The organism is Halorientalis pallida (assembly GCF_049605515.1).
Taxonomy (GTDB): Archaea; Halobacteriota; Halobacteria; order Halobacteriales; family Haloarculaceae; genus Halorientalis; species Halorientalis pallida_A.
Window position 1 is genome coordinate 1,165,499 of the sequence record NZ_CP187158.1, and the last position, 25,621, is coordinate 1,191,119.

The 25,621-nt window shown below is 68.5% G+C and carries 23 protein-coding genes; 15 read left to right on the top strand and 8 right to left on the bottom strand.

Annotated features, from left to right (window positions below):
* Positions 1-12 precede the first annotated feature (12 nt).
* Positions 13-996 (bottom strand): MBL fold metallo-hydrolase, encoded by a 984-nt coding sequence (locus tag ACOZ4N_RS07720; protein ID WP_424019350.1) that lies wholly within the window; start codon positions 994-996, stop codon positions 13-15.
* A 173-nt stretch (positions 997-1,169) separates the two neighbouring features.
* Here ACOZ4N_RS07720 and ACOZ4N_RS07725 point away from each other — a divergent pair, with 173 nt between their 5' ends.
* The 3 genes from ACOZ4N_RS07725 to ACOZ4N_RS07735 are packed head-to-tail and all read left to right on the top strand — an operon-like array spanning position 1,170 to position 3,754.
* Positions 1,170-2,303 carry an acyl-CoA dehydrogenase family protein gene (locus ACOZ4N_RS07725; protein ID WP_424019351.1) on the top strand — a complete coding sequence of 378 codons (1,134 nt, stop codon included), beginning with the start codon at positions 1,170-1,172 and terminating at the stop codon, positions 2,301-2,303.
* A gap of 2 nt (positions 2,304-2,305) precedes the next feature.
* The gene (locus ACOZ4N_RS07730; RefSeq protein ID WP_424019352.1) at positions 2,306-3,181 is read left to right on the top strand and encodes an alpha/beta fold hydrolase; all 876 of its coding nucleotides are present in this window, start codon (positions 2,306-2,308) and stop codon (positions 3,179-3,181) included.
* A 51-nt stretch (positions 3,182-3,232) separates the two neighbouring features.
* Positions 3,233-3,754 (top strand): Lrp/AsnC family transcriptional regulator, encoded by a 522-nt coding sequence (locus ACOZ4N_RS07735; RefSeq protein ID WP_424019353.1) that lies wholly within the window; start codon positions 3,233-3,235, stop codon positions 3,752-3,754.
* 26 nt (positions 3,755-3,780) lie between these two features.
* Here ACOZ4N_RS07735 and ACOZ4N_RS07740 read toward each other — a convergent pair whose 3' ends face one another.
* The 3 genes from ACOZ4N_RS07740 to ACOZ4N_RS07750 are packed head-to-tail and all read right to left on the bottom strand — an operon-like array spanning position 3,781 to position 6,668.
* Positions 3,781-4,227, bottom strand: coding sequence for a MaoC/PaaZ C-terminal domain-containing protein (locus ACOZ4N_RS07740; protein WP_424019354.1), 447 nt, complete (start codon positions 4,225-4,227; stop codon positions 3,781-3,783).
* Complete coding sequence (locus ACOZ4N_RS07745; RefSeq protein WP_424019355.1) at positions 4,224-4,709, bottom strand: PaaI family thioesterase; 486 nt, start codon at positions 4,707-4,709, stop codon at positions 4,224-4,226. The genes ACOZ4N_RS07740 and ACOZ4N_RS07745 overlap by 4 nt, the downstream gene beginning before the upstream one ends.
* Positions 4,710-6,668 carry a 3-hydroxyacyl-CoA dehydrogenase/enoyl-CoA hydratase family protein gene (locus ACOZ4N_RS07750; protein WP_424019356.1) on the bottom strand — a complete coding sequence of 653 codons (1,959 nt, stop codon included), beginning with the start codon at positions 6,666-6,668 and terminating at the stop codon, positions 4,710-4,712.
* 287 nt (positions 6,669-6,955) lie between these two features.
* Between ACOZ4N_RS07750 and ACOZ4N_RS07755 the strand changes: the two genes are divergently transcribed.
* Genes ACOZ4N_RS07755 through ACOZ4N_RS07765 form a run of 3 tightly spaced genes read left to right on the top strand, consistent with a single transcriptional unit; the run spans position 6,956 to position 9,518 of the window.
* A complete protein-coding gene (locus tag ACOZ4N_RS07755) occupies positions 6,956-7,951 on the top strand; it encodes a hypothetical protein (protein ID WP_424019357.1) in 996 nt (331 codons plus the stop codon).
* Positions 7,948-8,364 carry a Zn-ribbon domain-containing OB-fold protein gene (locus ACOZ4N_RS07760; RefSeq protein ID WP_424019358.1) on the top strand — a complete coding sequence of 139 codons (417 nt, stop codon included), beginning with the start codon at positions 7,948-7,950 and terminating at the stop codon, positions 8,362-8,364. The genes ACOZ4N_RS07755 and ACOZ4N_RS07760 overlap by 4 nt, the downstream gene beginning before the upstream one ends.
* The gene (locus tag ACOZ4N_RS07765; protein WP_424019359.1) at positions 8,361-9,518 is read left to right on the top strand and encodes a thiolase family protein; all 1,158 of its coding nucleotides are present in this window, start codon (positions 8,361-8,363) and stop codon (positions 9,516-9,518) included. The genes ACOZ4N_RS07760 and ACOZ4N_RS07765 overlap by 4 nt, the downstream gene beginning before the upstream one ends.
* A gap of 13 nt (positions 9,519-9,531) precedes the next feature.
* Here the strand turns inward: ACOZ4N_RS07765 and ACOZ4N_RS07770 are convergent, their stop codons facing one another.
* The 3 genes from ACOZ4N_RS07770 to ACOZ4N_RS07780 form a co-directional block, all read right to left on the bottom strand.
* The gene (locus ACOZ4N_RS07770; protein ID WP_424019360.1) at positions 9,532-10,251 is read right to left on the bottom strand and encodes a hypothetical protein; all 720 of its coding nucleotides are present in this window, start codon (positions 10,249-10,251) and stop codon (positions 9,532-9,534) included.
* Positions 10,252-10,385: 134 nt separating this feature from the next.
* Complete coding sequence (locus tag ACOZ4N_RS07775; RefSeq protein ID WP_092686485.1) at positions 10,386-10,664, bottom strand: UPF0058 family protein; 279 nt, start codon at positions 10,662-10,664, stop codon at positions 10,386-10,388.
* 164 nt (positions 10,665-10,828) lie between these two features.
* Positions 10,829-11,044 carry a ribbon-helix-helix domain-containing protein gene (locus ACOZ4N_RS07780; RefSeq protein WP_129068998.1) on the bottom strand — a complete coding sequence of 72 codons (216 nt, stop codon included), beginning with the start codon at positions 11,042-11,044 and terminating at the stop codon, positions 10,829-10,831.
* 224 nt (positions 11,045-11,268) lie between these two features.
* On the opposite strand from ACOZ4N_RS07780, the gene ACOZ4N_RS07785 reads away from it, so the two are divergent.
* The 7 genes from ACOZ4N_RS07785 to ACOZ4N_RS07815 all read left to right on the top strand — a co-directional run bounded on the left by ACOZ4N_RS07785 (position 11,269) and on the right by ACOZ4N_RS07815 (position 20,118).
* Complete coding sequence (locus tag ACOZ4N_RS07785; protein WP_424019361.1) at positions 11,269-11,865, top strand: sulfite oxidase-like oxidoreductase; 597 nt, start codon at positions 11,269-11,271, stop codon at positions 11,863-11,865.
* 89 nt (positions 11,866-11,954) lie between these two features.
* Entirely contained in the window at positions 11,955-13,298 is a 1,344-nt protein-coding gene (locus ACOZ4N_RS07790) for an isochorismate synthase (protein ID WP_424019362.1), read from the top strand.
* The gene (gene menD, locus ACOZ4N_RS07795; RefSeq protein WP_424019363.1) at positions 13,295-15,070 is read left to right on the top strand and encodes a 2-succinyl-5-enolpyruvyl-6-hydroxy-3-cyclohexene-1-carboxylic-acid synthase; all 1,776 of its coding nucleotides are present in this window, start codon (positions 13,295-13,297) and stop codon (positions 15,068-15,070) included. The genes ACOZ4N_RS07790 and menD overlap by 4 nt, the downstream gene beginning before the upstream one ends.
* Before the next feature lie 71 nt (positions 15,071-15,141).
* Positions 15,142-16,206, top strand: a complete 1,065-nt coding sequence (locus ACOZ4N_RS07800) for a thiamine ABC transporter substrate-binding protein (RefSeq protein WP_424019364.1) — start codon at positions 15,142-15,144, stop codon at positions 16,204-16,206.
* A gap of 2 nt (positions 16,207-16,208) precedes the next feature.
* Positions 16,209-17,990, top strand: coding sequence for an ABC transporter permease (locus ACOZ4N_RS07805; protein ID WP_424019365.1), 1,782 nt, complete (start codon positions 16,209-16,211; stop codon positions 17,988-17,990).
* Positions 17,990-19,120 (top strand): ABC transporter ATP-binding protein, encoded by a 1,131-nt coding sequence (locus tag ACOZ4N_RS07810; protein WP_424019366.1) that lies wholly within the window; start codon positions 17,990-17,992, stop codon positions 19,118-19,120. Before ACOZ4N_RS07805 ends, ACOZ4N_RS07810 begins: the two co-directional genes overlap by 1 nt.
* A complete protein-coding gene (locus ACOZ4N_RS07815; protein WP_424019367.1) occupies positions 19,117-20,118 on the top strand; it encodes an AIR synthase-related protein in 1,002 nt (333 codons plus the stop codon). The genes ACOZ4N_RS07810 and ACOZ4N_RS07815 overlap by 4 nt, the downstream gene beginning before the upstream one ends.
* A 3-nt stretch (positions 20,119-20,121) precedes the next feature.
* Here ACOZ4N_RS07815 and ACOZ4N_RS07820 read toward each other — a convergent pair whose 3' ends face one another.
* On the bottom strand, positions 20,122-21,078 hold the full coding sequence (locus ACOZ4N_RS07820; RefSeq protein ID WP_424019368.1) for a J domain-containing protein: 957 nt from the start codon (positions 21,076-21,078) through the stop codon (positions 20,122-20,124).
* Positions 21,079-21,180: 102 nt separating this feature from the next.
* Between ACOZ4N_RS07820 and ACOZ4N_RS07825 the strand changes: the two genes are divergently transcribed.
* Both ACOZ4N_RS07825 and ACOZ4N_RS07830 read left to right on the top strand, forming a co-directional pair.
* Positions 21,181-22,056: a 1,4-dihydroxy-2-naphthoyl-CoA synthase gene (locus ACOZ4N_RS07825; protein WP_424019369.1), complete on the top strand. Its 876-nt coding sequence runs from the start codon at positions 21,181-21,183 to the stop codon at positions 22,054-22,056.
* Positions 22,057-22,160: 104 nt separating this feature from the next.
* Positions 22,161-25,541: an Ig-like domain-containing protein gene (locus ACOZ4N_RS07830; protein ID WP_424019370.1), complete on the top strand. Its 3,381-nt coding sequence runs from the start codon at positions 22,161-22,163 to the stop codon at positions 25,539-25,541.
* The last annotated feature ends 80 nt before the right edge of the window (positions 25,542-25,621 follow it).

The following is a 25,621-nucleotide window of genomic DNA, read 5'->3' on the forward strand; positions in this document are numbered from 1 at the left end:
ACGAGCGGTTTCTCAGAGCGGCCAGCGACCGTCGTCGCGGTCGGCGAACCGCTCGCGCGTGTCGGCGGGGAGCGTGTAGGTTCCGTCGTCGTCTCTCTCGATGGCACCCGCGCGAGTCAGGTGGTCGAGGTGGGCGGACGCCTCGCCGGGCCCGTGGAGGACGTGGATGTTCTCCAGGTCGCCGAACAGTTCGGCGCTGACTTCCCAGGCGGTCGCGGGGCCGAGGTCGTCGAGCGCTCGGAGGACCCGATACGCGCGTTCCTCGTGGTGGTGAACGATCTCCTCGGCGCGAGCCGTGGGGTCGTCGATGGGGTCGCGATGGCCCGGCCAGGCGCGGTCGAAGTCCGCGTCGGCGATTCTGCCGAGTGCGTCGACGTACCGCGCCAGCGGACGGTCGACGCGAACGTCCGCGCCACCGACGTTGGGCGTGTAGACTGGGAGGACCGCGTCGCCAGTGAACACTTCGTTACGGTCGGTCAGCACGAAGGAACTGAGACCGGCCGTGTGGCCGGGAGTGTGCATCACTTCGAGCGTGGTCTCGCCGACGTCGAAGCGGTCGCCGTCGGCGAAGGTTTCGACCTCGCTCCCGGCCGCGTGGTGGTCGACACCGGTCTGCATGACCGTCAACAGCGCCTCCTGTCGGTCCTCGGGCATCCCCCACTCGTCGAAGGCGCGGCGCTGCTGGTCGCGGAAGTCGTCCCAGGCGTCGTCGTCGCCCTCGATCAGGGGTGCGTCCTCGGGGTGGGCGTGGACGGTGGCACCGCCAGCGTCCTGAATCTCGGCGGCGAGGCCGGCGTGGTCCGCGTGGTAGTGCGTGAGAAAGATGTCGTCCACGTCGGCGAACGAGACGCCGTACTCGGCCAGGCCGTCGGCGAGTTGCTCGCGAGTCCCCTCGGTCGCGATGCCGGTGTCGATCAGCGTCGTCCGGTCGCCAGTGAACAGATAGGTGTCGTTCTCGCCCTCGAAGTACGTGTTTCCGAGTGTGATCCGTTCCATCGAACGCTCGTACAGGTCGAACCATCATAAAACGGACGTGCCCGGAAATCCGCCCCGATTCACCGTACTGCGCGGTGATAGCCGCTGTTTGGCCTACTGCGTCGGCCGCCGAGGAAGTTAACGGCGTTTCCGCCGCCCGGAACTTATTTTTCCAATGGTAACGATGGGCCGGTATGTCGTTCCGGCTGACAGCGGAGCAACGCGCCGTCCGGGAGGCGGTCAGGGAGTTCGGCGAGGCCGAGATCCGCCCGGTCGCGCGCGAGTACGAGGCCGCCGAGCGGTATCCGGACGGCCTGCTCGAAGCGGCCGCCGAGTTGGACTTCGTCGCACCGAACGTCCCCGAGGAGTACGGGGGCGCGGGGATGGACCCCGTCAGCGAACTCCTCGTGACCGAGGAGCTGTGGCGGGCCGACCCCGGCATCGGCGGGTCCATCTCTGCCGCCCGCTTCGGGACCGAGATGCTCCTGGAGTACGGCGACGACTGGATGAAAGAGCGGTGGCTCCCGAAGATCACGGCCGGCGAGACGCCCATCTGTACGGGCATCTCCGAACCGGCCCACGGGAGCAACGTCGCGGGCATGGAGACCACCGCCGAAAAAGACGGCGACGAGTTCGTCGTCGACGGCCAGAAGATGTGGATCACGAACGGCACGGTCGCCGACGTGGCCATCATCATGGCCCGGACGGGCGGCGAGGGCCACGGCGGCATCTCCGCACTGTTGACGCCGACCGACGTGGACGGCTACGAGGCCACCCGCATCGACAACAAACTGGGCATCCGCGCCCAGGACACCGCCGAGATCGTGCTGGACGACCTGCGCATCCCCGAGGAGAACGTCGTCGGCGAGGTCGACCGGGGCTTCTACCAGCTCATGGAGTTTTTCGCCCCGGCGCGGGCCGACGTGGCCGCACAGGCCACCGGCGTCGCGCAGGCGGCGCTCGACGCCGCCCTCGACTACGCCGACGAGCGCGAGCAGTTCGACCGGAAGATCTCGGAATTCCAGGCCATCCAGCACAAACTCGCCGAGATGGCGACGAACGTCGAGGCGGCCCGGTCGATGGCCTACCGCGCCGGCGCGGCCATCGACTCCGGCGACGACGCGCTGGCGACGAAACTCGCCAGCATGGCGAAGCTGTTCGCCTCCGAACGGGCCGTCGACGTGACCGACGAGGCACTTCAGGTCCACGGCGGCGCGGGGTACGTCACCGATCACCCGGTCGAGCGGTTCTACCGCGACGCCCGCATCACCAAGATCTACGACGGTACCAGCGAGATTCAGAAGAACATCATCGCGGAACACCTCTAACGATGTCCGAGACACGCTACACACACGACGAGTGGTCCAGCGAGCAAAGCGACGCGACCGTCACCGTCGACGGGCACGAGTTGTCGGTCGCCTTCTGGGATTCTGCGGACGAGGGCGAGGCCGACACCGCCAACGACGACCCGCCGGTGGTCTTCCTGCACGGCATCCCGACGTGGTCGTTCCTCTGGCGGGACGTGGCCCCGGCGGTCGCCGAGGCCACGGATCGGCGGGTGATCGTCCCGGACCTGCTCGGCTACGGCAACTCGGCGATGCACGACGGGTTCGACCGGTCGGTCCGCGCCCAGGAGCTGATGCTCCGGGACCTGCTGGAGGAACTCGAAATCGACGAGTTCGCGCTGGTCGCCCACGACATCGGCGGCGGCGCGGCGGTGCGGTACGCCGCCCACCGGCCCGACGAGGTGACCGATCTGGTGATGGCCAACGCGGTCTGTTACGACTCCTGGCCGGTCGATTTCATCACCAACCTCGGTCTGCCCGAGGTGGCCGACCGGGATCACGGCGCGGTCATCGGTCAGGTCGAAGGGGCGTTCAGTCAGGGCGTCTACGCCGAGGAGGCCGACGACGCCTTCGTCGAGGGGATGGTCGCCCCCTGGGACTCAGAGGAAGGCCAGACCTCACTGTCCCGCAACGCCGTCGCGACCAACACCAATCACACCACCGAGATCGACTACGGCGACATCTCGGCGGACCTGCTCTGTCTGTGGGGCGCGGACGACACCTTCCAGCCCCTGGAGTACGGGGAACGACTGGCCGAGGAGGTCGGGGGCGAGGTGATCGAACTCGACGCCTACCACTGGGTCGTCGAGGACCGTCCCGAGCGGTTCGCCGAGGAAGTGTCGCAGTTTGTGTCCAAGTGAAAAGGGTAAAATGAACGTACAAACCACCACTCAAACGATGGAGGGAGACGCGTGAGCGGAGAACGAGACGCACCGGACTGGGAGTTCAAGGAACGGGACGTACTGATACTGCGCGAGCTATCGCGGGACCCACAGCTGTCCTCGCGTGACCTGGCCAGAATCCTCGAAACGGAACACGACATCGAGGTGTCCCACGTCACCGTCAGCGAGTCGATCCGCGGGATGCGCGAGGAAGGCGTCTTCCGCGAGGCGATCATCCCCAACGAGGAGTACTTCATCTTCGGGATGTTCGAGTTCAAGATCAATCCCGAGAAGTTCGAGGAAGGCTGGCGCGACGCCATGGAGTACATCCGTGACTCGCCGAACACGCTGATGTACTTCCTCTCGGACGGCGAGTACCAGTGGAAGTCGGTGATGATGTTCCCCGACCGCCAGACCGAATCCAAGTGGATCCACGACTTCTACAAGGAACACGGCCACGTCGTCCACAACATCCGCAACTCCGTGGTCCACAACGTCCTGAAGTTCCGGACCGATCCGGAGATTCTGGAGACGCTCCACGAAGAGGACTGAAGACCCGCGAGTTCCGCTCGTTCGCGTCAGGTCACCAGCGAGAGCATCTCACAGGACAACACCGTGTCGTCGTCCTGGGTGACCACGTCGATGTCGTACCGGACCACGCCGGTCGCGACCGGGTGATCCCGTTCTTCCTTGTCGATCACTTCGAGTTCGACGTGGATCGTGTCGCCGATGAACGTCGGCCCGACGAACCGCACCTTGTCGATGCCGTAGAACGCGACGACGGCGTCGCGCTCCAGTTCCGACCGGGACTGCCAGAGCAGGCCCGTCGCGATGGAGAACACCAGCATGCCGTGGGCGATCCGCTCGCCGAAGTCCGACTCGCCCATCGTCTCCGCGTCCGTGTGCAGGTGGTTGAAGTCGCCGCTGACGCCCGCGAAGTTGACCACGTCCGCTTCCGTGACCGTCCGGGCCTGTGTCTCGCGCTGTTCGCCGATCTCGACCGTCTCGAAGTAGCTCTCTGTCATAGGCTGCTGTCCGTGAAGAGTCGGTAGGTCGTCGCGCCGATAGCCACGACCTTGCGTTCGCCGTCGTCGGTTTCGCCAGTGACGGTGACGCGGGTGACCCCGGTCGACGTGCCCGAGCGGATGACCTCCGCCTCGACCTCGATGTCCGAGGTCGCCGGTCGGACGTACTTCACGTCCAGATCCGTCGTCGCGAGCGTCGTCTCCATCGGGTCGTCCATCGTGGTCCGGAGCGCGAACGCGCTACACGTGTCGATCAGCGTGGCGGTCACGCCGCCGTGGATGGTGCCCGTCACCCAGTTGGCGAGTTTCTCCTGGTAGGGCAAGTGCATGACCGCGCGGCCCTCCTCCAGGTCCTCGACCGTGATGTTCAGCCACGAGAGGTAGCCGTGGTTCTCCAGGACGTACGCGGCGACCTCCGCGCTCGGGGCGTCCGGGTCGATGTCGACCGGGCTCTCCGGGGCGTCGTCACCGTCCTCGCCCATCTATTTGCCCTCGAACTCGGGGTCGCGGTCCTCGGCGAACGCCGAGGTGCCTTCCAGCACGTCCTCGGTACTCAGGAGCAGGCCGAAGCTCTGGCTCTCCATGGTCAGCGCCGCCTCCAGACTCGCGTCCTCGCCGCGGTTCATGACCTTCTTCGCGTAGTCGAGCGCGACCGGCGGGCCCTCGACGATGTCGTCGACGAACTCGGCGCACACGTCGTCGAACTCCTCGGGTTCGACCGCGCGGTTGATCAGGCCCCAGTTCTCGGCGCGTTCGGCGGAGATGCGCTCGCCGCGGAAGACGAGTTCCTTGGCGCGTGCCTCGCCGATCATCCGCATCGTGCGCTGGGTGCCGCCGCCGCCGGGCAGCAGGCCGAGGTTGATCTCGGGGAAGCCGAACTCCGACTCGGTGGTCGCGATCCGGAGGTCACAGGCCAGCGCGAGTTCGTGGCCGCCGCCGAGACAGAAGCCGTCGATCTTGGCGATGGTGGGCTTGGGGAAGTCGTTGACCGTCTCGAACATCGAGGTGATGGTGCCCCGCTCCCAGGGTTTCGCACCGGCGAAGCCGCCGATGTCCGCGCCGGCACAGAACGCGCGGTCGCCAGCGCCCTCGAAGGTCGCGACGCGCACCTCGTCGAGGTCGGCGTTGTTGAGGACGTGTTCGATCTCGTCCATCAGGTCCTCGTTCAGGGCGTTCATCCGCTCGGGCCGGTCGAGTTCGATGGCCAGCACCTCGTCCTCGCGGAGGACGTTCAGGGTGCGGTACTCGCGGTCGCCGTCGTCGCCGCCGTACTCGTAGAAGCCCTGCCCGGCGTCCTCGCCGGTGTGACCGTTGTTGACGAGTTCGACGAGGTAGTCGGCCGGCCGGTAGCGTTCGGCCTCGGTCTGTTCGTACAGGTGCTCGAGTTTGTCGAGTACCTGGTCCAGTCCGATCTTGTCCGCGCGGCGGCAGGGGCCTTCGGGGAAGCCCGCGCCCAAGCGCATCCCGGTGTCGATGGCGTCGGGCGTGGCCACGTCGTTGCCGATGAGCTTGGCGGCCTCGTTGACCATCCGGGCCTCGATGCGGAGCCAGTCGAAGTCCTCGGACACGTCCTCGTGGCCGTAATCGGCCCCGTCACCGTCCTCGTAGTCGTAGTAACCCTTGCCCGTCTTCTGGCCGAGTTCGTCGGCCTCGACTTTCTCCTCGACGATGGGCGGGACCGGCTTGCCCGCTTCCTTCCGGACGTGATAGCCGATGTCGATGCCGGTGAGGTCGCCCAGCTCGAACGGCCCCATCGGGTAGCCGCGCTCGTGGACCATCGTGGCGTCGGCCTCGCGGATGGTGGCCTCGTCGGCGCTGACCATCCAGCCGGCCTCGTCGCCGAACGGGCCCAGCACCGAGTTGACGACGAAGCCGTTCACGTCCTTCCGGACGTAGATCGGCGTCTTGTCGATAGACTCGACGAAGTCGTAGGTCGTCTCGGCGGTCTCGTCGCTGGTCTCCTCGCCGTAGATGACCTCGACGAGGTCCATCTTCACCGGCGGATTGAAGAAGTGCATCCCGACGACCTTGTCGGGTTTGTCCGTGGCCGTCGCGATCTCCGTGATCGACAGCGAGGACGTGTTCGACGCGAGGATGGCGTCCTCGGGCGTGAACTCCGTGAGATCGGAGTAGATGTCCTTCTTGAGGTCCATCTGCTCGGGCGCGGCCTCGATCACGAGGTCCACGTCCTCGACGGCGGTCTCCAGGTCGACCTCGGTGTCGATCCGGGCCATCACGTCGTCGGGGTCCTCGTCGACGATGCCCTTCTCCGAGAGCTTCTCGAGGCTCCACTGGATGTCCTCGTAGCCCTCGTCGACGATCTCCTGTTCGATGTCACGCATCACCACGTCGTAGCCGGCGATGGCGACGACTTCTGTGATGCCGTGACCCATGTTCCCGGCGCCGAGTACTGCGACTCGCTCGATGTCGTCAACTGACATGCGGGGTAGCTGTACCCCCACCGGTATAACTCCACCGGAGCAGTGGAACAGTGTTAGATTAATTCAGATTTATCTCGTCGGTCGTAAAGTAGAGAGGGGTGAGCAGGTGATCGTGTTAAGACCTGCCTGGTACACCGGGTACAGGTTGCAACCCATCAGCTTCTTCCAACGTTTCGTATATATGCTTTTCGTCTTCCATCGGAAGGGATTACTACCAGGCCTTCGTGGAGCGTTAATGGTATGCACTGGCAACGCAGCATCGATCCGGTCGCCGTGAGGTGGTCGGAATGGTCGTGATCGACGGACACGGCGGGTACGTCCCGCTGTACCGCGTCGACAGGAGCGAAGTGGCCGCCCAGCACGGCGGCCGGGGCCGCGGCGAGAGCGCCGTGCCGGCCCGCGACGAGAACCACGTCACGATGGCCTGTGAGGCCGCCGACAACGCGCTGGGCCGCGCCGACGTGGCCGGCGAGGACCTCGGTGCCGTCGTCACCGCGAGCGTGAGCGACCCGTTCGCGGAACACGGGATCGCGGCCCACGTCGCCTACCGGCTCGGTGCCACCGGCGACGTACGCACGGCGGACCTGCGCGGGAGCCGCCGCGCGGCCACCGACGCGCTCGCGACGGCCCGGGAGTTCGTCGCCGCGAACGACGCGCCAGCCCTCGTGGTGGGCGTGGACGTACTCCCCGCCGACCCGGACAGCGACGACGTGGCCGAGGCCGGCGCGGGGTCGGGCGCGGTGGTCCTCAGCTCGGACGCCGACAGCCCTGCTGCCGAACTCGTCGGCGTCGCGCAGGAGACCACCGGCTTCGTCGAACACCACCGCCGTCACGGCGAGGCCGCCGAGACGGGCGACGCCAAATTCGAGAGCCAGCACGGCGTGGCCGAGGCCGCACCCGCGGCCACCGAGCGCGCGCTCGACGGCGCGACACCCGCGAAAGCCGTCGCCGCAGCCCCGAGTGACCGACTCGCCGGGGCCGCCCTCGGTGGTGTCGACGCCGAACGGGTCTCGACCCGCGATCAGGTCGGCGACGCCGGCGCGGCCGCCGCCCTGCTCGACCTGGCGCACCTGCTGGAGACCACAGCGGCCGGTGAGACCGCACTCGTGGTCGCATACGGCGCTGGCGGTGCCGGCGCGGTCGCCCTGGAGACCGCCGATGGCGTCGGGCCCGCCGACGCCCAGTCGGTCGCCACCTACCTCGACGCCAGCGAGGAGACGACCTACGCCAAACACCTCGAATACCGTGAGCCGGTCGAGTACGAGGGGGTGAAGACGCCATGAGCGGCCCGCGCTACGACCGGAGCAAGCGCCAGGACCAGCACCTGATCGGCTTCGAGTGTCAGGCCTGTGGCTGGGTCTCCTTCCCCGAGGAGAAACGGACCTGCAAGCGCTGTGGAGACGCCCCGGCCGAGATGGCGGAGGTACGACTTGAGGAGCGCGGCGAGATCCAGACGTTCGTCGTCCAGCAGTACCTCCCCGACGACATCGAGACGCCCCAGCCCGTCGCCATCGTCGACCTGCCCCAGGAGGGCGAGGGCGAACCGGCGCGGGCCTACGGCCTGTTGACCGAGACCGACCTCGACGAGATCGACGTGGGTACCGAGGTCGTCGCCCGGTTCCGGGAACTGTTCAGCGACGGCGAGCGGCCGATCAACTCGTTCAAATTCAGCGTTCCGCGGGAGGAGAAAGCATGACGGATCCACACGTCGTCGGCGCAGGGATGATCGACTTCGGCGAACTGTACGAGCAGAGCTTCGACGACCTGCTCGAATCGGCCTACCTCTCGCTCATCGAGAACGTCGACAAGGGCGTCGACCCGAGCGACATCGACGCGGCCTGGTACGGCACCATCGACATCGCCAACGAGGGGTCGTCCGGGTCGGCCGTCGCCCACGCCACCGGCCTGTTCGAGACCCCCATCACGCGCGTCGAGAACGCCTGTGCGACCGGGAGCGACGCGTTCCGGAACGCGGCCCAGGCCGTGAAGGCGGGCGACGCAGAGGTGGCGCTGGTCGTCGGCGCGGAGAAGATGACCGACTCCACCGAGGGGCTGATCGCCAGCGCCGCCCTCGAACGGCTCTGGCGCGGCCGCGGCGTCACCATGCCCGCGTACTTCGGGATGCGCGCGACCCGCCACCTCGAGGAGTACGAGACCACCCGCGAGCAGATCGCGGAGATCAGCGTCAAGAACCACGAGAACGGGACGAAGTACCCCCACGCCCACCAGCAGTTCGAGTGTACCGTCGAGGACGTGAAGGAGTCCCCGACGGTCTCGTACCCGCTGAACCTCTACGACTGCTGTCCGGTCACCGACGGCGCGTGTGCGGTGCTCGTGACCAGCGAGGAGCGCGCCCGCGAGTTCACGGACGACCCGATCCGTGTCGCGGGCTACGGCCTCGCCAGCGACACCTTCCAGCGGGGCGCACCGGAGGCGCTGACGAACTTCCCGGCCACCCGGCAGGCCTCCAGTCAGGCCTACGAGCGCGCCGGACTCGGCCCCGACGACATCGACGTGGCCGAGGTCCACGACTGTTTCTCCATCACGGAGCTGATCACCTACGAGGACCTCGGCTTCTGCGAGGAGGGCAAGGGCGGCCAGTTCGTCGACGAGGGACGGCCCCACCTCGACGGCGACAAACCGGTCAACCCCTCGGGCGGCCTCCTCTCGAAGGGCCACCCCATCGGGGCCACGGGCGTCGCGCAGATCGCGGAGATCTTCGAACAGTTGCGCGGCGAAGCCGGTGACGTGCAGGTCGACAGTCCGGAGGTCGGCCTCCAGCACAACATCGGTATCGGCCGCAACGCGACCGGCGCAGTCTCCTGCGTGAACATTCTGGAGCGGCCCTGAGACGCGTCGCGTCTCAGTTTTCGAGCGACGCGCGGTCGGGGACCGTCGGCACCGTCTCGTTGTATCCGGTGAACCAGGTCACCATCGTGGCGCGCCCGATCTCGGATCGGTGCCGGAACTTCAGCGTCATCTCGACCCGCTGGACGCGGTGTGTCGTCCGGTTCACGTGCATCTCGTAGGAGCGGTCGAGTACCGTCACCGACCCGGCCAGCTCGATTCCGTTGCCGGGCTGGTCCGCCAGGATTCCCGCGAGCGTGCTGTTCCGTGGGGCCAGTTCGAGCTGGTACGTCAGCCGGCCGTTCGTCCGGGCCCGCTGGAAGTCGGTCACCGTCGCTGCGGTCAGGAGGGCGGCCTGCGCGCGTGCGGGGTCGCTCACGTCGGCGGACTCGCTGGGCAACGGCTCCCAGCCGTCGCTGGTGTTGCGGTAGGCCCGGTCGTCGACGACGTGGGTGGTGTAGTTGCTGTCGGTGCTGTAGACGCTCGTCGCGTCCAGCGACCGGTTGGCCAGCGTCGTGACGTTGCTGAACGTGCGGTTCGCGCCGATGGACACGTCCATGTTCGTGACCGCCCGGTAGCTGTCGACCGATTCCATCGCGTCGAGCGCGTCCGACTGGATCGAGACCGCCTGCTCGCCGACAGACGTGGCCCCCGTTCCGGGGACGATGCCGGCGCCGCTGACGAGGACGACGAACGTCAGCACGGCTGTGAGTGTCGCGTGGTGGAGGGACGCCATCTCGTTCGATACAACCACACCCGGGGGTCATCAACCCATTGGTTTCCGAACAAATCAAACGAACGGGAACGTTCCGGACGTTCCAGCGCGCGATGCGACTCCTCGGGGAGCCCAGCCCGACCGACGTACCCGGATTAGAGTTTGCTCTCGGCGTCCTCGGCGAGTTCCTTCATCCGCTTGCCGATCCGGCCGGCGTCGGAGAACTCGTCTTCGCTCATCGCGGTGGCCAGCGCGTTCCCGAGGACGAAGACGGCGTGTTTGTGTTCGCTTTTCGACTTGTGTACGTCGTTGGGCGTCACGTCGAGTTCCTCGTACGGGTCGAAAAGCTCCGAATCGACGTCCTCCAGATCCGAGAAGTAATCTTTGATCTGCACCATGTGATCGTGCAGTTCGAGCAGTTCGTCTTTGTGCATCTCTACTGTGACATACGCAAAAGCACTGTTTAAGGGTTTTTGACAACCCGTGTCACAGGTCCGCACACTCCCCGTGGGCGGGGTCGAGAGCCCACAGCAGCTACTTCGGCCGACGGCGGCGGGTCCCAAGCGGGGAGTCGGGCCCGGGGTGGCTCCCCGGTCTGTCAGAAGACGTACTCGTCGTCGTGACCCATCATCCCGTCGTCTTCGAGGCCGGCCTCCTCGTCGTCGTCGACCGGACCGCTGGTCTTGTACGCCTTGATACCGGTCGAGAGGAGGTCTTCGATGGCTTCTTCGCGGTTCAGGAACTCCCCTTTCTCGACGAGCTGGGCGATCTGCATCTCGAGGTGCTCGGGGATCGTTATCTCTGCCTTCGGCATTTGAACGTTCGAGGTTTCGACTGAGGGGTATTTAACTCTGACGGGGGTTCTTCGGTTCGCGTAAAAGATTTCGTCATCATTCGCAAACTTGTCTTTTCAGACACGCGCGTTCTGTTTCCAGAATACGGCATTAGGGTTCCGCAATCGGCAAGCAGTCGCCGATCCGATACGTTCGTCCACCCGTATCCGGCACGCATACGTAGCTGTGGCCCGTTCGCTCTGCTGTGCCCGTTACCGACGTTACGGACCTCTACGAGGAGTTCGGCGACGAGCGGCTCCCGCCCGGCCAGCACGAGACCAGCGACTTCCCGATCCTGTCGAAGGGGAACACCCCGACGTGGGACCCCGAGACGTGGACGTTCCGGGTCAGCGGGGCCGTCGACGAGGAGCTGGAACTATCGTGGGACGAGTTCACCGACCTCCCCAGTGTCACACAGCGACAGGACTTCCACTGTGTCACCGGCTGGAGCCGGTTCGACTGCGAGTTCACCGGCGTCACCTTCCCCGAGTTGGCCGAGCGCGCTGGCGTCCACGACGACGCCTGTCACGTCATGTTCACTTCCCTGGACGACTACACGACGGACCTGCCCCTCGGGGACTGCATGCGCGAGGAAGTCCTGTTCGCCTACGGGTTCGACGGCGACGACCTGCCCGCCGACCACGGCGGTCCGCTCCGGGTCGTGACGCCCCACAAGTACGCCTACAAGGGCGCGAAGTGGGTGTGTGGCGTCGAGTTCCTCACCGAGCCCGAGCGTGGGTTCTGGGAGAAGCGGGGGTACTCGGTCACGGCCGACCCGTGGGCGGAAGACCGGTACAGCTGACCGCGAGCGCGGCGTTGGCCGGGTCGGCGACTCGTTCTCGCGCGCTGGAAGGACAGTCTCAAGAGGGACCAACCCTGAGATTCAGGGGAATGGAACCGGCCCAACGCGAGGAGAGAGTGGGTCCACGCGCTGGTGCGGTGCTGGTCAGTCGTACCTGCGAGGTACCCGACGTATCCTACCGGGCGTTCCTGTCCAGCCACCCGGCCCCGCGGCTTCACTGGGCCGCACCCGACGGCCTCGAAGTGGTCGGCAGCGGGGCGGCAGTGACGCTCACGGCCCACGGGACGGACCGGTTCGGTCGACTCCGCGAGGACGCGGCGACGGTCTTCGGCGACGTCGACCGTACCGGCCCGACCGAGACGCGACCGCGATTCCTCGGCGGTCTGGCGTTCAACGAGAACCACGATCCGGCACCGCCCTGGACGGGCTTCCCCGCGGCGGCGTTCTCGCTCCCCGAGACACAGTTGACCCGTGCCGACGGGACGACCTGGCTGACCGTGCGGGAGTACGGGCAGGACGTCTCGCCCGACGAGGTGGTCGAACGGCTGGAGCGGACCCGCGAGGACCTGGAGACGCTCCCCTCGATGTGTCCCAGCGGCGGTCCGCCGGGCGTCGAGCGCACCGAAGTCACGCCCACCAAGGCCGAGTGGACCACGCAGGTCGAGGCGGCCATCGACCGTATCGCCGACGGCGACCTCCGGAAGGTCGTCCTCGCGACGGCGCTGTCGGTCGACCTCGCCGACGAAATCGACGTGCCGGACGTGCTCGAACGGCTCCGCCGGACCTACCCCAACTGCTATCGCTTCCTCGTCCAGCCGACCGACGAGGCGGCCTTCTTCGGCCCGCCGCCGGAACGGCTCGTGAAACTGACCGACGGGCACGTCCAGACCGAGGCGCTGGCCGGGTCGGTCCCGCGGGGCGAGACACCCGAGGAAGACGCCGATCACGCCCAGTCCCTGCTGGAGAGCGAGAAACTCCAGCACGAGCAACGGCTCGTCGTCGACGCCATCATGGACCAGCTCGCACCGCTGGGCGACGTTGCGGAGGGCGAGCAGGGCGTCCGGAAGCTCACGAACATCCAGCACCTCCAGACGCCCATCGAGACGACGCTCGCGGACGACGAACACGTCCTCACCATCGTCGAGGCGCTCCACCCGACGCCGGCCGTCGGCGGGCTCCCGCCGGAGCGGGCCTGGGAAGTCATCCGCGACACGGAGACGTTCGAGCGGGGCTGGTACGCCGCGCCAGTCGGCTGGTTCGACAGCGACGGGGACGGCGAGTTCGCCGTCGGCATCCGCTCGGGCGTGGCCGGCGGGCGACGGGCGACGCTGTTCGCCGGCAACGGCATCGTCGCCGACTCCGACCCCGACGAGGAGTGGGACGAGGTCAAACACAAGTACCGGCCGATCCTCGACGAACTCGAACGGGAATGACCGCGCCGAACCGCAACACGCTGTGGGGTCGCGTGATCGCCGACGAACTCGCCGCGGCCGGCGTCTCTGGCGCGGTCCTCTCCCCCGGCAGTCGCTCGACGCCGCTGACCGTCGCCGTCGCCGACCACGACGGGATCGAGACGTTCTCCGTACTCGACGAGCGCTCGGCGGCGTTCTTCGCGCTCGGTCGGGCCCGCCGGACCGGCGACCCCACCGCGGTCGTCTGTACCTCCGGGACCGCCGCGGCGAACTACCACCCCGCGGTGATCGAGGCCAGCCAGTCGCGGGTGCCCTTGCTCCTCCTGACCGCCGACCGCCCGCCCGAACTCGCCGACAGCGGGGCCAACCAGACCGTCGACCAGGAGAAACTGTACGGCGACGCGGTCCGGTGGTACCGCACGCTCCCCGAACCCGAACCCACCGACAGAAAACTCCGCTCGCTCCGGACCACCATCGACCGGGCCGTCGGCGAGACCACCGGCGTCCCGGCCGGCCCGGTCCACCTCAACTGCCCGTTCCGGAAGCCCCTCGAACCCGTGGCGGTCGAGGGCGACGTACCAGAGGACCTGGCCGAGCGCGCGCCGCTGGCCGTCGAGGGCCGCGACGGTCCCTTCGTCGAGCGGACCGGCGGCCGGCCGACCCTGACCGATGGAGAGGTCGAATCGGTCGCCGCGACCCTCGACGAGGCCGACCGCGGCCTGCTCGTCGCCGGGCCGACCGACGCGCCCGCACTCGACGCCGACGCGGTGGCGGACCTCGCCGCCGCGACCGGCTTCCCGATCCTCGCCGACCCGCTCTCGGGACTGCGCTTCGGCGACCACCTCGACCGCGACGGCGTGACCGTCTGTGGCGGTTACGACTCCTATCTCGCCGGCGCGAGCGCGTGGCCCGACCCCGAGGTCGTCCTCCGGATCGGAGCCTCGCCGACCTCGAAGGTCCTCCGGCAGTACCTCCGGGACCACGCGGGCCGACAGTTCGTCGTCGACCCGGCCGGCGGCTGGCGGGAGGCCGAGTTCACCGCCACCGATCATCTCGTGGCCGATCCCTCGCGGCTGGCGGCCGGATTGGCGGCGGAGGTCAGCGGGGGCGCGGCCGGACCCACGGCCGACTACCGCGACCGCTTCGCCGCCGCCGAGCGCGAGTACTGGGACCTGATCGACGACGCCCGCGCCGACGAGACCTTCGAGGGACAGGTGCTGGCGACGGTCGCCGAGCGGTCGCCCGATCCAGCCACCGTCTTCGTCTCGAACAGCATGCCCGTCCGCGATCTGGACCGGTTCGGGCGGCCCCGTGCGGCGGACCTCACAGTGCTGGGCAACCGCGGCGCGAGCGGCATCGACGGGATCACCAGCACGGCGCTGGGGGCCGGGAGCGCGACCGACGACCCGCTGGTCCTCGTGACGGGCGACCTCGCCTACTACCACGACTCGAACGGCCTGCTCTCGGTCGCCCGCTGTGGCGTCGACGCGACCATCGTCCTCGTGAACAACGACGGCGGCGGCATCTTCCACATCCTCCCGATCGAGGACTTCGACCCGCCGTTCACCGAGCAGTTCCGGACGCCCCACGGCCTGGACTTCGAGCCGACGGCGGACCTCTACGGCCTCGCCTTCCAGCGCGTGCGACCCGACGGCTTCGCCGACGCGTTCGCGGAATCACGGGAGATGGACGGCACGCAGGTGATCGAGGTCGTGTTCGACGCCGAGTCGAGCCACCGGACGCGGGAGGCGATCCACGAGCGAGCGGTCGGACTGGTCGAATCCAGCCGCTGAGCGAGCGAGGCCGCCGAAACCGTCGCTCCCAAACGCCAGCGTCAAGTATGACCCGGTGTGACCACTGGGTAATGCAACGACGCAGGTTTCTCTCGCGAGCGGGTCTCGCGACGGCAGGACTGGCGGCGACGGCCGGATGCATGGGCGACTCGTCGGACTCCGGTTCGGGCGACGGGACGCTGACGGTCGCGACGTACAGTTCCTTCACCGGCGAAGACACGGCGGGCAACTGGCTCAAGTCGGCCTTCGAGGAGGAACACTCCGATGCGACCGTCGAGTTCCGGACGCCGGAGAACGGGATCAACCGGTTCATCCAGCGGAAGGCGTCGGGTGCGACGGTCGACGCCGACCTGTTCGTCGGGCTGAACACGGGCGAACTCGTCCGGGTCGATCAGCAACTCGACGAGTCACTGTTCGCGACGGTCGAAGACAGCGTCGAGGGGGCCGACACGGTCGATCCCTCGCTGTCGTTCGACCCCGAGGGCCGGGCGATCCCCTACGACACGGGCTTCATCAGTCTGGTGTACGACGAGGGCGAGGTCGACGCGCCGGGGACCTTCGACGCGCTGCTCGAACCGGCCTACGAGGACGGGCTGATCGCCCAGAACGCCCAGCAGTCCGACCCCGGCCGTGCCTTCCTGCTGTGGACGATCAAGGCCAAGGGACCCGACGGCTACCTCGACTACTGGGAGGGGCTGGTCGACAACGGTGTCCAGATCCTCTCGGACTGGCAGCCGGCGTATCAGGCCTACACCAACGAGGAAGCGCCGATGGTCGTCTCCTACTCCACGGATCAGGTGTACTACCACGGCGAGGGCGTCGACATGTCGCGCCACCAGGTCGGGTTCCTGAACGATCAGGGCTACGCCAACCCCGAGGGGATGGCGCAGTTCGCCGACGCCGACAACCCGGAGCTGGCCCGGGAGTTCATGTCGTTCGTCCTCTCCGAGCGGGCACAGAAGGAGATCGCAGTGCGCAACGTCCAGTTCCCGGCGGTCGAGGGCGTCGAGCCGGGCGGTGACTTCGGGAAGTACGCGCTCAGACCGCCCGAACCGGTGACGTACAACTACGACGAACTCGCCGGCAACGTCGACGGCTGGATCGAGGACTGGGCGCGCCAGATCGCAGGCCAGTAGCGATGGCCCGCCGGGACGGCTGGGCACTGTGGATCGGCGTCGCCGCGACGCTCGCGACGCTCGTCGTCGTCTTCTACTACCCCGTGGGCCGCGTCTTCGCCGACGCGGTGGCCGTCGACGGCCAGTTCTCGCTCGCCCCGGTCGCCTCGGTGCTTGGCGATCCGTTCTACACCGGCGCGGCGCACACGCTCGTGACCGACCCTGGGGCGGTGCCGTCGGGGATCGTCCGCTGGCTCGCGGCCGGCGCACCGCCCGTCGAGTTCGGTCTGTTCGGTTTCACGGCCTACCAGGCGCTACTCTCGACGCTCGTCAGCGTGCTGGTCGGCCTCCCCGGCGCGTACGTGCTGGCCCGGTTCGAGTTCCCCGGCCGGCGATTCCTCCGGTCGGTGACGATCATCCCGTTCGTCCTGCCGTCGATCCTCGTCGCGGTCGGCTTCCTCGCGATGTTCGGCCGGACGGGCCTGTTCAACGACCTGCTCGGAATCGTCGGTCTCGGGCCCGTCGAGTTGACCTTCACGCTGGAGATCGTCGTCCTCGCGCACGCCTTCTACAACGCGCCGCTGGTGACGCGGCTGGTGACGGCGGCCTGGGAATCGGTCGACGCCGACCGCGTCGAGACCGCCCGGACGCTCGGGGCCTCCCCCGCACGAGCGTTCCGGGACGTGATCCTCCCGCAACTCCTGCCGGCGCTGGCGACGGCCGCAGTCCTGACCTTCGTGTTCACGTTCATGTCGTTCCCCATCGTCCTCGCGCTCGGTGGGCTGGAGCTGGCGACGGTCGAGGTCTGGCTGTTCGCACGCGTCCAGAGCCTCGATCTGACGGAGGCGGCGACGCTGGGTGCCATCGAGACCGCCCTCTCGCTGGGCCTGCTGTACGTCTACCTGCGCTACGAGGCCCGCCGGACCGAACCAGGGGGAACGAGTCGCGGGCTGTCCCGCCGGCCGCTGGTCGACGGGGTTCGGTCGCTGGTCGACCCCCGCAGGGTCGCGATCTTCGCGTACGGTGTCGTCGCCCTCGTGCTGTTCGCGGGGCCGCTGGTCAGCCTCGTGATCGAGAGCGTCACGACGCCCGCGGGCCAGCCGACGCTCGACTACTACGCGTTCCTGCTGGCGCGACAGGCCTCAACGGCCGCGGGGACCGTCCGTCCGTTCCCGGCCGTCGTCAACTCCCTGCTGTTCGGCGTGGGCACGCTCCTCGTGTCGATCCCGATGGGTGTCGTCGTCGCCGTGGTCGCGACCCGCGGGGGCCGTGGCTCCCGCGCGGCCGAGGCGTTGCTGACGGCCCCGCTGGCGGTCAGCGGCATCGTCCTCGGGCTGGGGATGTTGCAGGCGCTCGTGTTCGGGACGACACTGTTCGGCTACCGGCTCACCGTCACCGGACCGGTCGCCATCGTGGCCGCTCACGCCGTCGCGGCCTACCCGTTCGTCTCCCGCAGTGTCACCCCGGCGCTTCGCTCGATCGACGACCGACTGGGTGAGGCCGCGCGCTCGCTCGGGGCCGACCGGACGCGCGTGCTGACCGACGTGGAACTCCCGCTGGTCGCGCCCGCGCTGGTTGCCGGCGCGGCCTTCGCCTTCGCGATCAGCGTCGGGGAGTTCGACTCCACCGTCCTGCTCTCGACGGGCGTCGACAGCGCGACGATGCCGGTCGCGCTCGAACGGTACGTCGGCGACCGTTCGCTGGGCCCGAACCTCGGCCCGGCGACGGCGATGGGCACCGTCCTGCTGGCGGTGACGACCGTCAGTTTCGTACTGATCGACCGCGTCGGCGGGAGGTGGGAGTGATGACTGGCGCAGACGGCGGCGTCGACGTGGACGAGTTGACGGTCAGTTTCGGCGACGTGGAGGCGCTCGTGGACGTGTCGCTGTCCATCGACGACGGCGAGTTCTTCACGCTCGTCGGTCCCTCGGGCTGTGGGAAGACGACGCTGTTGCGCACGGTGGCGGGCCTGGAGACGCCGACCGCGGGCCGGGTCCGGATCGACGGCCGGGACGCGACCGACGAGCCGCCCGAAGACCGCGGCGTCGGCGTCGTCTTCCAGAACTACGCGCTCTTTCCCCACATGACCGCCCGGGAGAACGTCGCCTACGGGCTCCAGTTCCACGACCTCCCCGAACCCGACGACCAGCGGGTCGGCGAACTGCTCGACCTCGTGGATCTGGCTGGCGTCGCCGACCGGGAACCCGACCAGCTCTCGGGCGGCCAGCAACAGCGAATCGCACTGGCCCGCGCGCTGGCTCCGAAACCCGACGTGCTCCTGCTGGACGAGCCGCTGTCGGCGCTGGACGCCAGCCTCCGGAAGCGGCTCCGGGTGCAGATCCGCTCGATTCAACGCGACCTCGACATCACGACGGTGTACGTCACCCACGATCAGGGCGAAGCGCTGGCGATCAGCGACCGCGTGGCCGTCGTCCGCGACGGACGGATCGAACAGGTCGGAACGCCGGAGGACGTGTACCGCGAACCGGCCACCCGCTTCGTCGCGGAGTTCGTCGGCGACAACAACGTCTTCGACGGCGTCGTCACGGAGGCGGGCGACCGGATCGCCGTCGACGGGACGGCGACGCTCCCGCTCCCCGCCGGGACCGACCTGACGGCCGGGGCGAGTGCGACGGTCTCCGTTCGACCGGAGGCGATCTCGATCCGCGACCGGGAACGAGCACAGACCGACGGGGACGGCTCGGCGGCGGAGCGGGAACCGGGAACCGCGGTGACACGATCCGCGAGCGTCGAGACCGTCGAGTACCTCGGGGACGCCTACCGCGTCCACTGCCGGTGGGACGACCGGCCGGTCACGGTCAAGACCGACAGCACGAGCCCGCCCGAGGGAGCGGTGTCGCTCGGGTTCGAGCCCGACGCGGTTCACGTCCTCTCGAACGGCGACCGGCCCGCGGGAACCGGAGGTGACCGATGACCGACCTCGGGAAGATCGACCGCGACGTGTTCCGGGAGGTGATCTACCCGGCGCTGGGCGCTGACCGGGACGACGTGGCGCTCGGCCCGCAACACGGGATCGACTTCGGCGTCGTCGAGGTGGGCGAGCGCGCGGTCGTGCTGGCGGCCGATCCGGTCTCGCTGCTGCCCGAACTGGGCCTCGAACGGGCGGGGCGCTTCGCGCTGGAGGTCGTCCTGACCGACGTGGCCGTGTCCGGCATCCCCCCGACACACCTGGCGATCAGCCTGACGCTCCCGCCGGACTGGAGCGACGAGGGCCTGGCCGCGGTGTGGACCGGGCTCGCCGACCACGCCGAACGGCTGGGCGTGAGCGTCGTCACGGGCCACACCGCGCGATACCCCGAGGTCGACAGTTCCTGGGTCGGCGGGGCGACAGTCTTGGGCGTGGGCGACCCCGAGGACGTGGTTCGGCCCGACGGCGCGAGTCCCGGCGACGACCTCGTGTTGACCACGGGGCCGGCCGCGGAGATGACCGGCCTGTTCGCGACGCTGTTTCCCGAGCAGTTGGGGCTGGACGCCGAGACCGTCGCAATAGCACAGGAACGCGTCGACGACATCGCGGCCGTGGCCGATGCACGCGCGGCGTTCGACGCAGGGGCGGTCACCGCGATGCACGACGCGACCGAGGGGGGCGTCGCCGGCGGGCTGACCGAGATGGCCCGCGGCGCGGGGGTGCGGTTCGAGATCGAGTCCGACCGGGTACCCGTAGCTCCGGGCGTCGAGGCGGTCTGTGACGCGGTGGACGTGGACCCGTGGCGGGTGTCCAGCGCCGGGACGCTCCTGATGGCGGTCGAGTCGGGCGAGGGAGCGGCGGTCGCCGAGGCAGTGCGACGGCGCGGGACCGCCGCAGCCGTCGTCGGGTCCGTGACCGACGGGTCGGGTGTCGCCGTCGACGGCGAGGCTATCGAACCGCCCGACAGCGACCCCGCGTGGGACGCCTTCGAGCGACTCTCGTGACGGTCAGGTCCGGAGTGCGGCCCGGGTCAGCACCGCGAGGCCGAACGGGACCCAGCAGGCAGTCAGTGCGATGACACCGACGAGCGAGACGACGCCGACGCCGGGCAACGCGATCAGGACGGCCGGGGCCAGCACGCCCCAGCCGCCGAACACGACCATCCCGACCTCCGGGATCGAGAGGAGATAGCCGATCACGAACAGCGTGCAGAGTCCGACGACGAGGTTGACGACCGACGGGAAGACGGGCCCCACCGAGGCGAACAGGAACAGCGGGTAGAACGCGAACATCGTCCCGACCTGGATGAGCGACTGCGGTGTCAACGGCACCCGAACGCGGTCGAAGGACTGTTCCTTGTAGTCCGTCCGTGTGGCGTAGCCGGCCGTCGTCGCGCTCGCACCGCCGCGTCGACTGTCCGTCTCCCGCCAGTCGGTCCCGCCAGCGGCACTCCCCGTCGTGGCGTCGGCCGCCTCCGAACCGCTCGCACCTGTCGATCCGCCCGCGCTGGGATCTGCGCTGTCCGACGAGCGGGCGTGACCCGTCGTGTCACTGGTCGACTGACTGGCGGTTCGCTCCGCGTCGCGCTGGCCCGTCGCCTCGTCGGATCGGTCCTGCTCGTGGAACCCGTCCGCGTCGGTGTCGTCCGCGGCCCAGCCCGCGTCCGTGACGTACTGTCGGTGGCCCAGTCGGTCGTAGCGGGCCCGTTCGTCCGGGTCCGTCAACACCTCCCTGGCTCGCGTGACGCGTTTGAACCGCTGCTCCGCGTCGGGGTGGTCGCTCACGTCGGGATGGGTCTCCTTGGCCTTCTCGCGGTAGGCGGCCTTGATCTCGTCGCGGGAGGCGTCGGGCGGCACGTCGAGCACGTCGTAGAACGTGGGCTGGGCGTGCATCGGGGGTTGTGGTGGGTGGGTGGGGTAGTTGCGGGGCGACACCGAGCGGGCACGGCTTCGGGATTCGTTCACACGGAATTACGCGAGCGTGCTGATAAATCTCCCCCCGCGTTCTCGGCGCTGATACCGGCCGTGACCGGGAACCTATTTGACGGCACCGGCCCGAGTCCGCGTATGGTCTCGGCACTTTTCGACGACGACCGCTGGGAGGCGGTCGACGAGTTCGATTTCGAGGACATCACCTACCACCGCGCGACCGACACCGGTGCGGTCCGCATCGCCTTCGACCGCCCCGCAGTACGCAACGCCTTCCGCCCGCCGACCGTGGACGAACTCTACGTCGCGCTCGACCACGCAAAACGGCAGACCGACGTGGGCTGTGTCCTCCTGACCGGCAACGGCCCCTCCCCGAAAGACGACGGCTGGGCGTTCTGCTCCGGCGGCGATCAGCGCGTTCGCGGACCGGACGGCTATCAATACGACGAGGAAGGCAAGACCGGCCGTCTGCACATCCTCGAAGTCCAGCGACTCATCCGGTTCATGCCCAAGCCGGTCGTCTGCGTGGTGCCGGGCTGGGCCGTCGGCGGCGGCCACTCCCTGCACGTCGTCTGTGACATGACGCTGGCCAGCGAGGAACACGCCAAGTTCCTCCAGACCGACCCCGACGTGGCCTCTTTCGACGCCGGCTTCGGCTCTGCCCTGCTCGCCCAGCAGATCGGCCAGAAGAAGGCCCGCGAGGTGTTCTTCCTCGGGAAGACCTACGACGCCGACGAGGCCGAGGAGATGGGCATGGTCAACGAGGTCGTCCCCCACGAGGAACTGGAGGAGGTCGCCCTGGCCTGGGCCGAGGCGATCAACACCAAATCGCCGACGGCGATCCGGATGCTCAAGTACGCCTTCAACCTCGCCGACGACGGGCTGGTCGGTCAGCAGATCTTCGCCGGGGAAGCGACCCGACTGGGCTACATGACCGAGGAAGCCCAGGAGGGCCGGGACGCCTTCGTCGAGGGCCGCGAGCCGGACTTCTCCGAATTCCCCTGGCACTACTGACAATCATTCGACACCGTTCTGGCCGGTGAGCGAGCGACCGAACCGCGGAGGTGGCGATCTCTCGATAGATAATTTTTATAAATCCCCAGTCATATCCCCAGGGTGTGTCAGAGGAGTCTTTTCGACGGTTACGGGTCGCCGCACTGATCGTCGCGGCGGCGGCGGTCTTCGGTCTCGCGACGGGGACGGCAACGGCTTCGGGAGCGGTGACGGCCACGAACGCGACCGCAGTCGGGGGCGCACAGCAGGCCTCCGTCGAGGTCGCCGTGATCGAAGCGGGATCGGAGGATCCGATCGATGGGATCAGCGTCTTCGCGGAGTGGGACGGCGGTTCGGTACTCGAGGAGACCGAACCCAACGGCCGGGTGCTGCTGGACGTGCCACGAGGTGCCCGCGTCGAGATCACCGTGGTGTCACAGCGGTACCACCGCGACTCGCCGTTCGTGATCGAGAGTGCCGCTGCCGGGGAGGTCGTCGTCCCGGTGATGCCCCTCGGGAACGCGCCACCGACGGCCGAGGATGTGACGGTCTCGACGACAGCGGGGGCGGCGGTGTCGGGGACCTTCGACACGACCGATCCCGACGGCGGTTCGCTGGAGTACTCTCTCGTCCAGCGTCCGACCCACGGAACGGTCGAGGTGACCGGTGACGAGTTTACCTACCGGCCGCCAGCCGGCTTCACCGGGACCGCCGGGTTCCAGTATCGGGTGCGCGACGGGAACGGCAGGACCGACACGGCGAGCGTCACGGTCGAAGTCCAGGAGTCGGAGGGCGATGGCGTCTCGCGGATCGCGTTCGACTACCGGAACTACGGCCCCGACCCGAACCTGGCGGTCAACGGCGACCGCCGGTTCGCGGCGTTCCCGTCGCTGGACGGGGCGACCGTCGGCGGCGCGACCGTGTCGGTACGGGAACACGGTGATGGCGGATCGGCCGGTACAATCGTCTTATCAGGCGACATTACGTCCTTCAGCGTCGGCGGTGTAGAACACTGGATCGACAACGTGACGCTGTCGACCGGGGCGACGACGCAGACCGTCCGGTTCTCGAACCTGCGCCCGGCACAGCCCTACGAACCGGGGGACACGATCACCTCGGCTCCGACGGGCGTCGAGATGCGCGTCGAACCCCTCGCCCGGGAGGACGGGTCGACGTACGCGGACGGGACCCCGCGGCTCTCGAACGGCAAGTACTGGTTCGGGAACACCAATCTCCGGTTCCCGCTCGACGGCCTCGGCACCGGCGCGCCGAGCGTCGATGCATCGTCACTGCGGCTCAGACCCTATCCCGTTCCCGTCGGTACGGATCCGGTGGTCGAGGTCGACATTGCGAACGCCGAGTCCGCGTCGGTCGTCGTCGATCCCGTAGGGAGCGACGAGACCGCGACGGTGCCGATGATCAACGCCGGCGGCGACCGCTGGACGACTGACCTCGACGACGCCGCAGTACTGGACGGCCTCGACGCCGGGGCGGAGGTCGACCTGACCGTCCGGGCGGAAAACGACGCCGGATCAGCGACGCTGGACCGGTTCTACGGCGGCGCTGCGCCGCCGGGTGCCGTCGCGTCGACGACCGACCTCGACCTCGATTACTACCTCTTCGAGCGGGTCAGAGACGCGGCGGTGGTCGTCGGCGAACTGGCCGACGAACCGGTCCCCAGGAGTGAGATTCCCGGCCGCGAGGGGCGTCGCGAGTGGCGCTTCGCCCGCGAGTTGTCGGTCAACGACTACTACGGCTCCGGGAACGGGTCGATGGGTGCCGTCGGGTTCACCCTCGAGCTGTTCACCAACGACGGCGACCTCTACCGGGTCGACGGCACGCGTTCCACCTACGAGGACGACGACGCACATCCGCGGTTCGCCAAGGACCTCCGCGCGGTCGTCGATTCGGAGATCGCCTTCGAGCGCTTCGACTTCTGGGTCGCGTCCCATACGGGCAAGCCCCTCGGTCGGGCGTTCTTCTGCCCGCAACTCCCCGAGAAGGGACTCCGAACGGAACTCGACTTCTATGGGTGGGGGTGTGACAACTCCGGGTCCGGAGCCCGGACGGTGTACGTGACCGCGACCGGGCTGGTCGGTGACGGGGGACACGGGAACGACGTGTGGCTCCACGAGTTCGGCCACGACCGGGGGCTCGACGACCTCTACGAGGGCGGGAGTTCGATCGCGACGCTGATGGGTGCCGGACTGACTGACCGGAAAATCGGGACGCTCAGCCGACTCGGGCTGAACAACGGCTCGTGGGAACCGGGGGTCAAGTGGCTCGACGCGAGTCGGATATCCGTCGCCGACCTCCAGTCGGACGGCGTCGCGGTCGAAGTTCCGCGGCTCGAAACGCTGGCTCTCGGTGACGAGGTGCCGGTGATCGACGGACGGTCGACGTTCGTCCCCGGATACCGACGGCCGCCAGGCTACGAGAAGACGGTCCTCTGGCTCTACCGGGCGAATTCCGGGCTCTTCGGCGAGGTCAGAGAGCGGATCGGGACCCTCACCACGGTCGGCGAGTCGCTCCGGTACCCGACCGGTATCAGATCGCCGACGTTCCTCCGGTTCGGGCTGACGGGTAAAAGCGACGACGGGGCGACGGTCTCGGTCGCGTCCACGACGCCGCGGCCGAACACGCACACGGTCGTCATGCAGGATCGGGTACGAACGGGACCCGACCGGATCATCGCCGCGCCCGGCAACCGGACCGACGGACAGGACCTCCATCTGCTCGCGATAGACGACCGGGGCCGACGTGTCGGCGTCACCGCGAGCGGCGAGTACGTGACCGAGATTCCGGGGGCGAGAGCGTCCGGCGACCGGGACGGCCTGGAGTGGATCTCGGTCCCGCGGGACGCTGATGTCCGGTTCCGCGTCCGGAGCGACGGCGCGGCCTCGTCTCCGGCGACGGGGGGTGCCGCTCGCGGGAACGTGACCCTCGCCTACCGAACGGCGGTCACGCGGACCGGAGACGATCCCCGGGTCGTCCGACGGAACGGTAGCTACGCGGTGGCGGACGCGGCGACGGGCGTGGCGACGAACCGGACCGTGGAACCGGGCGCGAGTGTGCCAGCCCTGGACGCGCGGATCATCGCCGTAGCGGAGGCGAGTCCGCGGACGGCGAGACCCGGCGAAGCAGTCGCGCTCGACGCGTCCTCGTCGTTCTCCCTCGACGGGTCGGTCGAGCGGTACGCCTGGGACCTCGACGGGGACGGGAGTACCGAAGCGAGTGGCCGGCGGACACACACGTCGTTCGCGGACGCCGGCACGCACACGGTGTCGTTGCTCGTCACGGGATCGGAGGGAATCACCGACACCGCGAACGTCACTGTCTCGGTCGCGGCGGCCGACGATCCAAACGACGAGGACGACGGTTCCGGGACATCGGCGGGCGACGGTCCCGGGTTCGGCGTCGTCGCCGCGCTCGTGGCGCTGACGCTCGCCGTGGTTCGACTCCGCCGGAAGTCCCGCGAGCGGAGCGAGGGGGCTCGCCGGAACTGAACCACCGTTTGTCGGGACCGACCGGGCGTCCGACACTCGGCCGGCCCGACCACTTATTACCGATAGCGTGACAATTGCCG